Origin of the sequence: Anaerorhabdus sp. (assembly GCF_036637135.1) — a bacterium.
GTDB lineage: Bacteria > Bacillota_I > Bacilli_A > Erysipelotrichales > Erysipelotrichaceae > Anaerorhabdus.
Genome location: NZ_JAVWNC010000070.1, coordinates 1 through 9,465, shown reverse-complemented (window position 1 = coordinate 9,465; position 9,465 = coordinate 1). Strand labels below are relative to the sequence as shown.

The window sequence follows — 9,465 nt, the reverse complement described above, 5'->3', positions numbered from 1 at the left end:
TTCTTGTTTATTCTAATTCTTATTTCTTTTTTTCTAACTCATTCACAACGACACCAGCTACCAATGTTCCATTAACATTTAGCATTGTTCTTCCCATATCTAAGATTGGATCAATTGCTAAGATGACACCCAATAGCGGATAGTATTCCACAAGCCCCATCCCTGTTAAAACAATAGCGACTGACATGGTTGCAGCACCTGGAATTCCTGCAATACCAAATGAACCCAAGACAACCACAAACACCAACATAATAAAGAAAGAAATATCCATTGGTATCTTTAGCATAGTTGCAAGTGTAATCACCACAAGGGTTGGATAAATACCAGCACATCCATTCATACCCATATTAGCTCCAAAACTTCCTACGATATCCGCAATTCCTGAAGGTATATGTAGTTTTGTTGTCATCGCATCTATTGTAACTGGTAATGTGCCAAGACTTGATCTTGAAGTAAACGCAAGTAATAATGGTTTCTTAACGGCTTTCAAATATTCTTTAACAGGTTGTTTGAAAAGTCGAACAATCACCAAGTGAATCACAAACATCACAATAATTGCTACATATAAGACAACCACAAAATTAATTGCCCCTAAAATTGTTGAATTTCCTTGTGTAATTACAACATTCGCTAGTAAAGGAATAATTGCATATGGCATTAAATCCATGATAAATACAGCAAGTTTACGTATCAATTGATAAGTAGCTTCAACCAATCGAATAAGAGGTTGTACACTCTCATTTGATTCAAGTGATTTAAGTGATATTCCTAAAAGAAATGCCAATACAATAACCGCTAAGATATTACCTTTAGCAAAAATATCCACTGCATTGCTTGGAATCATACCACGTAGAGTAGTAACAAATGTACTCACCTCACGTATTGAATTTTGAGTATCCGTTGCGGTTGTTAAACTCTCTGTGAGTGGTAAAATACCTGATAACAAAATCGCCACAACCGAAGCAATTACCGTTGTTGTCGCAAGTACAATTACTGTACGAATTGCTAACTTCTTAAAATCTTGTTTAGTAGTGATAATGACTCGAATCATCGATATAAACACAAGAGGTATTGCTACCATCTTGAGTAGGTCCATAAAGCCATAACCAACTAAACCATACCAACTAGATACTTCTTTGGTAATTGTTGGATACTCATTCGCCATCCAATTACCCAATAACCCTAAGACTACACCAATCATCATTGCTAAAACTAGAATCTTTGTGTAATTGTATTCCATCTTATCTAGTTTTCGAATCATCACAACTGCAACAAGAAAGAAAAAGATAAAAAATACAGTTGTCCAATTACTAATTTGTAAATACCCATTTAAAAATGTTTCTAACATAACTTATCCTCCATAATAAAAGATGCTCCTACTTATGCAAGAGCATCTACCTATTCTATGTATCATAAAATCAGTACGAAAATACCCTTGTCTATATTATCCAACAAGAGCAACAGCAACTAATTTGTACAACGTGTTGTTTTTTCATACTCATTCTCCTAACATAATTTAAGTATAAATAGTACAATAGTATGTGTCAAAAGATATGCACTTTACAAAATCAGATTAAGGAGAGAAAGACATGATTAAACACATTGTATTATGGCGAATCAAAGAAAGTTATACTAACGAGGAAAAAGAAGTCATTAAAAATAACGCAAAGAAACATCTTGAATCATTAATCAATCAAATACCCCATGTAGCAAAATTAGAACTTATTATTAATACATTAGATTCATCTAATGTTGATATGTGCTTGAATAGTGAATTTGAAACTGAAGATATGCTTATCGCATACGCAAATCATTCATTGCACAAGGAGGTCGCATCTACCTACATTATCCCTTTTGTTGAATCCAGATCTTGTATAGACTACATAAAATAGACCTTGCGGTCTATTTTATTGATTCACAGAAATTTGTTTTACATTTTAAAATTTGATTGGGTGCCTCTTCATTTACACCCTCAATTCTATCAATTAGAATTCGAGCAGCTGTTTCACCTTCATCATATGCAGGTTGTACAATTGTTGATACAGTTGGGTATGAGAATTCAGTCCATTCTAAATTATCAAATCCCATAAGTCCTAACTTATCTGGCATCAAATGACGTAGTTCTTTAATCGCTACAAACACTTTTGGTAAAACCCAACAATTTGGGGCAAAGATACATGTTTTTTTATCTTCTAGATTTTGTTCAATGAATGTTTTCATTTCTTCACTTTTTGTATCTGAATTTACAATAAATGTTTTAACACTATATCCTTTTAACTTCAATGCATCTTCATAACCACGTGCACGTTCCATTCTTGTTGTTAATACAGATGGATCAGCTGTAATCATAATAAAGTTTTCATATCCTTTTTCAATAATACTTTCAGTTGCTTCAAGTACAGCTTCATAATTATTTGTCTTAACCCAAAGTCCTTTTGAATTTCTTGATTGTGAGTCAATATATACAATTGGTTTTTGATTATTACCTAATTCTTTCTCTACTACCTCAAACTCAATTGTTGGTTGCACAATAAATCCATCTACACCCATAGCCAACATTCGTTCAATGTATTTTTTTTCCATTTGAAAATCATAATTACTATTACCAATAATTAATTGGTAATTTTTTTCTTTGGCTACATTATCAATCCCTTTAACAATTTGATTCGCAAATGTATTGGTAATATCTCCGATGATAACTCCAATCAATTGGATACTTTTCGCATTCAATGAACGGGCGATGACATTTGGTTGATAGTTGGTCTTTTCAATAATTTCTCGGATTCTTTCTTGCGTACCTAAAGACATCTTATCAGTCTTGCCATTCAAATAAAATGAGACTGTCGTTTTTGATGTTCCCGATAATTTCGCAATGTCTTTGATTGTTAACTTATCACTCATTCACTGTATTCCCTTTCGTCATTTCTACTTATTTCATATTTTACAATAGATCTTACTCTACTATTTTAATACATGAACTTCTTTGACACCAGCCTTAGTTTTAATAACTAAACTTTGTGCATGGAAGCTACACCCTTCATAACTGAATATCTTTGATCCTTTATATATTTCTTTGTGGAATAGGATAACCACAACTGTTTCATCTTCATTCACTATATACTTCTTTGCACAATAAAGCGAATGATCATTACAAATTTTATCTCCTTGTTGAATGAAAACATCTTCAACCTTGATACCTTTTTGATAGAAGTCAGTTAAATTGATTAAATGATTTTCAAATTGATGTGTCACTTCAATTACTTTTTGTTTAGATAATTCATTGTATCTAAGCGAACACACACTTTCCTTGATACTAGTATCACCATTGATGTTCATTTGTAGATATTCGTCATGACTGCTTAATAAGTAATTTTGGTCCACACTTACATCTGGATCCAAATGATAAAACGTTTTTGTATGATGCTTACCTGCATAAATTACCTCATCCACAAGAAGCCAAATATTTATATCCAATACAACTAACTTTCTTAAGACTGTATATCCTTTATCTAGACATAGAATACCAGACTCATAATAATGGACTTCATCACTATGGTTTACAAACGTTTTTAGAGGTCGACAAAAAGATTCATTTGTCCAACTACCATCTGGTATAGAATGTGGTAAATCATCCACAAGAACGATATTATGAGCTTCCATTGATTTCAAGCGAATACGCTCTTTGTGATCTTCACGATATGTATAACGTCCACTGTCAATTAGAAAGGGTATTCCATTCAAACTCAACGATAGATGTAGATTATCCGAGTGTCCATGTCCACTACCCAATGAGCCATTGATAAACATGGTACTTGAAGCATTGGGTTTTGTAGAATTTTTTACTACATAAATTCCTGCATCATGTCCATCAAATAGAACCGGTGTATTGTGATTCACTTCAAACGATTTGAATCGCAACGCTAAATCTAACCCCAAATCAAAAAGTGTGTCAGCATCTATATCCCATTCTTCTTTTTTCCATTTGTTTGTATTCAAAATACTACACGCTTTGATGAAAACATCTTTTGTCATCGTTCGATCACTATCACCAAAGGTTTCAATTACACCTTGAGGTAAAGTTAACCCAAACAATGCATCCACCATTTTCATCGCTGTATCAATATAGCTATATTCTATTTCAATTTGTTGAGTACGATTTTTTTGAATCATTGTAAGAAGATTATTAAGTACTTCAACATGATACATTGTAGATTGTTCCCAATGCATACCATCTTTTAACACTTGGATATGAAGTTGTTCTTTCGATTCTTTTAGTGCCCATTGATGGATTGAATTCTCTGTATAATTTTCATCTAGTTCTGGAATGAGATGATTCAACGTAAGCAACTGAATACTACCCCAATTACTCAAACGATATTTGGTGATGTAGTTATCTCTAAGATATTGTATTTGACTTACAATACTCGTCTTAATTTTCTTCTCTTCAACATCCGAAAGTAAGTTAAACTCTTTTAAAAACTGAATCATTGTTTCAAACATTTCCAGTCTAATTGCAGTATCCAGTGTACGTGTTGACAATGAATATTCCATCGTTGGATGTTTGTCTATCCATTGCATCATTAGGTCTTTAATTTTATCTGGATAAATAGTTGCTGATGTAATCAAATAGGCGAGCGATAAATCTTTTAAGTAACTAAAACGATTGAGCATGAAGACCCATTCTTCATCATCATTGTAAATTTGATTCCAATCAATTATCTTGGGCAATTCATATATTGTTGTGCATCGTTCCATATCCCAAGTTTTATCAAATGAGAATTGATGTTCGACTATTTGATTGGCATACATAATTATCTTTTTATTTTCTTCTTGCTTCGTTAGTAATGGTTTCAATTCGTTATACATATGTTCTCCTTTATCAAAAAGAAATCTACACTGGGTAGATTTCCTTACTTGTTATGATAAGATTCCTAAACCGTATCCAGCAATACCGATTATTACTGTAAGGATTACTAACTTATATGTTGTCCATCCTTTTTTCTTGATCAAGTAATAAACTAATAATGTATATAGCATAGGAAGTAAGCTTGGCGCAATTTTATCTAACATACCTTGAATTGTAACGATAGATTGATTTACATCCGCATTTAATTCTCCTGCAGCAAATTTAATAGGTACATTCATTTTAACAAACGTTGCAGCAAGACCAGCTATTACTGTAACACCAATTGTGTTTGCGATTTTGGAAATTGTACTCATTTGTTTGCTTAATTTATCAACTACACTTACACCTAATTTATAACCATATAAACCTGTAGTTATTTTGATTGTCGTTAAGATGAAGTTCATTGCTACTATGAAGATAATTGGTCCAGCTATTAATCCTTCAGCTGCAAGTGAAGCTGCAATTGTAGAGAATAATGGAGCAAGACAGAATTGAGATAATGAATCACCAATTCCTGCAAGAGGACCCATCAAAGCCATCTTAATACCACGAGATTCTTCTTCACTCATTCCATTATCTAACATAACTAAATGTAAACTTGTAATGAAAGGTAAGAAGTGTGGGTTTGTGTTGTAGAAATCACAACTATCAACCATGGTTTGTTTTAGTTTTTCTGGTTCATCTGCATAGATTTTTTTAATTGCAGGATAGATAACACTTGCATATCCTGTACCTTGATAATTACTATAGTTAAATCCATTTTGTAAGAAGAAAGCACGAAGTGATGTAGTAATATAATCTTTCTTTGTTAATTTATTAGATCCACTCATCTTGATTTCCTCCTTCTGCTGCTACCTCTACTACTTTTGGTTCTCTATAATAATCAATTAATGCAAAGATTGTACCCACGATAGCAATACCAATTACTGGAAGTTTTAAATATGATGCACAAACATATCCAAGTAATACGAATGGTACAAGTTGTTTTTTACCCATAACAGATAAAATCATTGCGAATCCGATAGCTGGTAACATTTTACCTGCTACTGTTAATCCATTAAGTAAAAGTGGTGGAATATAATCTACTAGTTTTAAAATACCATCCATTGATAAGGCACCACCAAAACCTAGTGCAAATCCAATGACAGCAAATAATACGATTGTTGTATTTGCAGCAACTTTAAATTTACCAAAGTTACCAGCAAGGATTGCTTTTTTAGCACTCTCTGGTGTTCCAGCACATGCAGTATAAGCAAATGTTTGAGCAAATTGAATTGCTACAGCGATTGGTGTAGATAAAGCAAGTGCAGCTTCAGGAGTAATATTTCCTTTACTTGTAATTGCCATAAGTGTTCCAAAAATACCTGGACCAATTGGATTTGGTGGAACTGTTCCACCAGCACCAACACCGAATCCCATATAAGCTAACTCAGCTAATGCCCCCATTGATAAAGCAGTTGGCATATCATTTAGAATTATTCCAACCCCAAATGATAAAATGATACATCTGTTTGTATAAATACCTAACAGCATCCCTGAAAAACAGAAAGCTGTCCACAGTCCAATCAGGACTGCTTGAATGATAGTAATTTCCATTTTGTTCTCCTCCTATATAAATTTATTTATATCTACTTCTGCACTATTGTTACCTTCATTTGGTACAGTTTTTGTATCAAATGTTACTTTATAATCATTAATCAAAGTACGTAACATAGCACGATCATTCTCTCCCAAAAATATTGAACGTGTTACTTTTTCTTTTCCCTCAGCATTGTGAATGTTCCCAATGTTGATGTGCGTAATTGGAACTCCACCTTGAACAAGTTTCAATGCATCATCTAAATTTTTAATAATTAAGAAAATTGTTTGTTGTGGACTTGCTTTGTGAATAACATCAATGACTTTTTGAATTGGGAAAAATCTTACCGCAACTGATTCAGGTACAACAGTTTTCATTAATGTTTGTTCAACTGGTGACTCTGCAACACTGTCATTCGCGACTATGACTGTATTACATCCTAATACCTTTATCCAAATTTGCCCTTGGCCATGAATTAATCTTTCATCAATTCTTGTCATGATAATGTTTGGCGCACTCATTTTCATTCCTCCTTTTTTCTACTACCAATATGGATCCCACTGTTTTGCCATACGTACTAACGCTTCAAAATAGTAGTAATCACCCCATGTGTTTCCTTCGTCGACTCCTTTTCCACTATGCCATGAATAAACACCATGATATAGAACAGGGTCTCCTTCTTCATGCATCTTGCTTGTATAGTTATGGATTAGTGAGCGTAAAATGTTATTTGTAGCTCCTTGATAAACTTTTGAATTTTCATCATCCAAATATTTACCCATCTCATTCATTCCACAGCAAGCAATTGCTGCAGCGCTTGAATCTCTAGATTGTTTTGCTTCGTTGATAAAGATTAAATCCCAGTAACAAACGTTATCATCTGGTAAACGATTTAAGAAGTAATTTGTCATACCTTCATATAAACCGAAGATTCCTTTTTCTTTTGTATATTTATAATTTAGTGCTAAGCCATATACTCCCCAAGCTTGACCTCTAGCCCAAGAAGAATCATCGCTATATCCTTGGCGTGTTGCTCCTCTTAGTGGTTCACCAGTTTCATGGTTCATATAGAATGTATGATATGCACTTGCATCATCACGAATAACATTATTGATACTTGTTTCAAAATGTTTACGCGCAATTTCTTCATACTTCTTATTACCTGTTACCTCAGTTGCCCAATAAAGTAATGGGATATTTAATAAACAATCTATAATAAAACGATAATGGTCTGGATTGTTGTATTCACCCCAAGCTTGAATGAATTCCCCTTTTTCTTGGAATCGTTCAATTAGCTTGTCCGCTGCAAGTATCGCAGTTTCTTTTGCAATTTCACTACCTGTTAACTTATATGCCGCAACACATGTTGGTGTATATAAGAAACCTAAGTCGTGATGATCAACTTCAATACGATTTTCAATACGATGTTTGAAAGTTAGAATATTTGCTTCTGCATGTTTTCTATACTTCTCATCTCCTGTCACTTCGTAAGCTAACCAAAGCATTCCTGTCCAGAAACCATCTGTCCATTCTATGCAATCAATAATTGGATACTTAAGACCTTTTGTTGCAGGTGCTGGAAACTTATCTTGTAAATATTCCATGTTTAAGTCGATTTGTTTGATTACTTCTTGGATTGCTTCATTTAACTCTTCTTTTGTTAGTGGATTTGTACCTAGGAATTCCTCTTTCTTACTAATTTCTTCAATTTGTACTGTTCTCATGTTTGGTTTTCCTTTCACATAAACTAGTTTACTATGCACTGTCATTATATTTTCAAATCCTTTACTTGTCAAATACTTTTTTCAAAACACCAATAAACTCTTTATTTAAAGGAGTTTTTTAATTGCTTGACATAATTTGTAAATGCGACTATTATAATAACGAATAAACCAGTTTACTAAGGTTTACTTGGTTTTGTAAAAGAAAGGTCGTGTATTATGCATCCATTACTAAAAGAATTATCAGATATCGGAATCATTCCAGTTATTAGGATTGATGACCCAAGTGACACTCTACCCATGATTAACGCATTAAGCAAAGGCGGAATTAATTGTGCTGAGATTACATTTAGAAGCGAACACGCACAACAAGCCATAAGCGATGTTGTAAAAACATACCCAGAAATATTAGTAGGCGCTGGAACTGTGCTGACCATTAGCCAAGCAGAAGCAGCAGTCAAAGCAGGAGCAAAGTTCATTATTACCCCTGGATTAAATGAAGAAGTAGTCCAATGGTGTATTCATCATAATGTTCTTGTGGTACCAGGTGTATCTACTGCATCTGAAATTGAAAAAGCTTTATCTCTTGGTTTAGATACCGTAAAATTCTTCCCTGCAGAAAGTAGTGGTGGTGCAAAACGCATTAAAGATTTAAGTGCTCCCTATTCAACAATGCACTTTATGCCAACCGGTGGAATTAATCCAAATAACATGCATGACTACTTATCACTTCCTTGTGTTGATGCGATTGGCGGATCATTTATGTTACCTCAAGACTTAGTTGACGCTAAAGATTGGGATGCAATTGAACTAAAAACAAAAGAAGCAATCAAAAATTTATTATCCTACCGTTTGATTCATATCGGTATAAATAACGATTCAAAGGATGATGCAGTTAAGTTTGCGAAAATACTTTGTGATAGTTTTGGATTCAAATTATACGAAAAACCAAAGAGTGCCTTTGCCGGTGAAGGTTTCGAATTACTCCATGCAAAAGGTCCAGGTGATAAAGGACATATCGCTATATATACTCCATATCCAGAACGTGCACTCTATCAACTTAAGAAGATCGGAATCAACGTAATAGAAGAAACCATCACAAGAAATAAGAAAACGAATAAAATCAATTTTGCATACTTAGACTTAGACATCGCAGGATTTAAATTCCATTTAATCAATCCTGACGTCAAGATGTAGGAGGTTATTATGAAAATCATAACAATGGGAGAAATCATGTTACGTCTTTCAACAGAAGGAAA

At 33.5% G+C, this 9,465-nt stretch carries 9 protein-coding genes; 2 read left to right on the top strand and 7 right to left on the bottom strand.

The genetic code is table 11. The features are described from left to right. Positions 1-19 precede the first annotated feature (19 nt). Positions 20-1,348, bottom strand: a complete 1,329-nt coding sequence (locus RR643_RS10215) for a cation:dicarboxylate symporter family transporter (RefSeq protein WP_332483150.1) — start codon at positions 1,346-1,348, stop codon at positions 20-22. A 241-nt stretch (positions 1,349-1,589) separates the two neighbouring features. On the opposite strand from RR643_RS10215, the gene RR643_RS10210 reads away from it, so the two are divergent. Then, positions 1,590-1,892 (top strand): Dabb family protein, encoded by a 303-nt coding sequence (locus RR643_RS10210; protein ID WP_332470069.1) that lies wholly within the window; start codon positions 1,590-1,592, stop codon positions 1,890-1,892. Positions 1,893-1,902: 10 nt separating this feature from the next. On the opposite strand, the gene RR643_RS10205 is transcribed toward RR643_RS10210, so the two are convergent. From RR643_RS10205 to RR643_RS10180, 6 genes are read right to left on the bottom strand one after another with little or no spacing between them, the layout of a single operon-like run. After that, complete coding sequence (locus tag RR643_RS10205; RefSeq protein WP_332470070.1) at positions 1,903-2,901, bottom strand: LacI family DNA-binding transcriptional regulator; 999 nt, start codon at positions 2,899-2,901, stop codon at positions 1,903-1,905. Between the two features lie 60 nt (positions 2,902-2,961). Continuing rightward, entirely contained in the window at positions 2,962-4,866 is a 1,905-nt protein-coding gene (locus RR643_RS10200; RefSeq protein ID WP_332483149.1) for an alginate lyase family protein, read from the bottom strand. A gap of 51 nt (positions 4,867-4,917) precedes the next feature. After that, positions 4,918-5,736 carry a PTS system mannose/fructose/sorbose family transporter subunit IID gene (locus RR643_RS10195; RefSeq protein WP_332470072.1) on the bottom strand — a complete coding sequence of 273 codons (819 nt, stop codon included), beginning with the start codon at positions 5,734-5,736 and terminating at the stop codon, positions 4,918-4,920. Then, on the bottom strand, positions 5,723-6,502 hold the full coding sequence (locus RR643_RS10190; RefSeq protein ID WP_332470073.1) for a PTS mannose/fructose/sorbose/N-acetylgalactosamine transporter subunit IIC: 780 nt from the start codon (positions 6,500-6,502) through the stop codon (positions 5,723-5,725). Before RR643_RS10190 ends, RR643_RS10195 begins: the two co-directional genes overlap by 14 nt. Positions 6,503-6,514: 12 nt before the next feature. Beyond that, positions 6,515-7,006: a PTS sugar transporter subunit IIB gene (locus tag RR643_RS10185; RefSeq protein ID WP_332483148.1), complete on the bottom strand. Its 492-nt coding sequence runs from the start codon at positions 7,004-7,006 to the stop codon at positions 6,515-6,517. A gap of 21 nt (positions 7,007-7,027) precedes the next feature. Further along, on the bottom strand, positions 7,028-8,209 hold the full coding sequence (locus tag RR643_RS10180; RefSeq protein WP_332470075.1) for a glycoside hydrolase family 88 protein: 1,182 nt from the start codon (positions 8,207-8,209) through the stop codon (positions 7,028-7,030). A gap of 216 nt (positions 8,210-8,425) precedes the next feature. Between RR643_RS10180 and eda the strand changes: the two genes are divergently transcribed. Then, positions 8,426-9,403 (top strand): bifunctional 4-hydroxy-2-oxoglutarate aldolase/2-dehydro-3-deoxy-phosphogluconate aldolase, encoded by a 978-nt coding sequence (gene eda / locus RR643_RS10175; RefSeq protein ID WP_332470076.1) that lies wholly within the window; start codon positions 8,426-8,428, stop codon positions 9,401-9,403. The last annotated feature ends 62 nt before the right edge of the window (positions 9,404-9,465 follow it).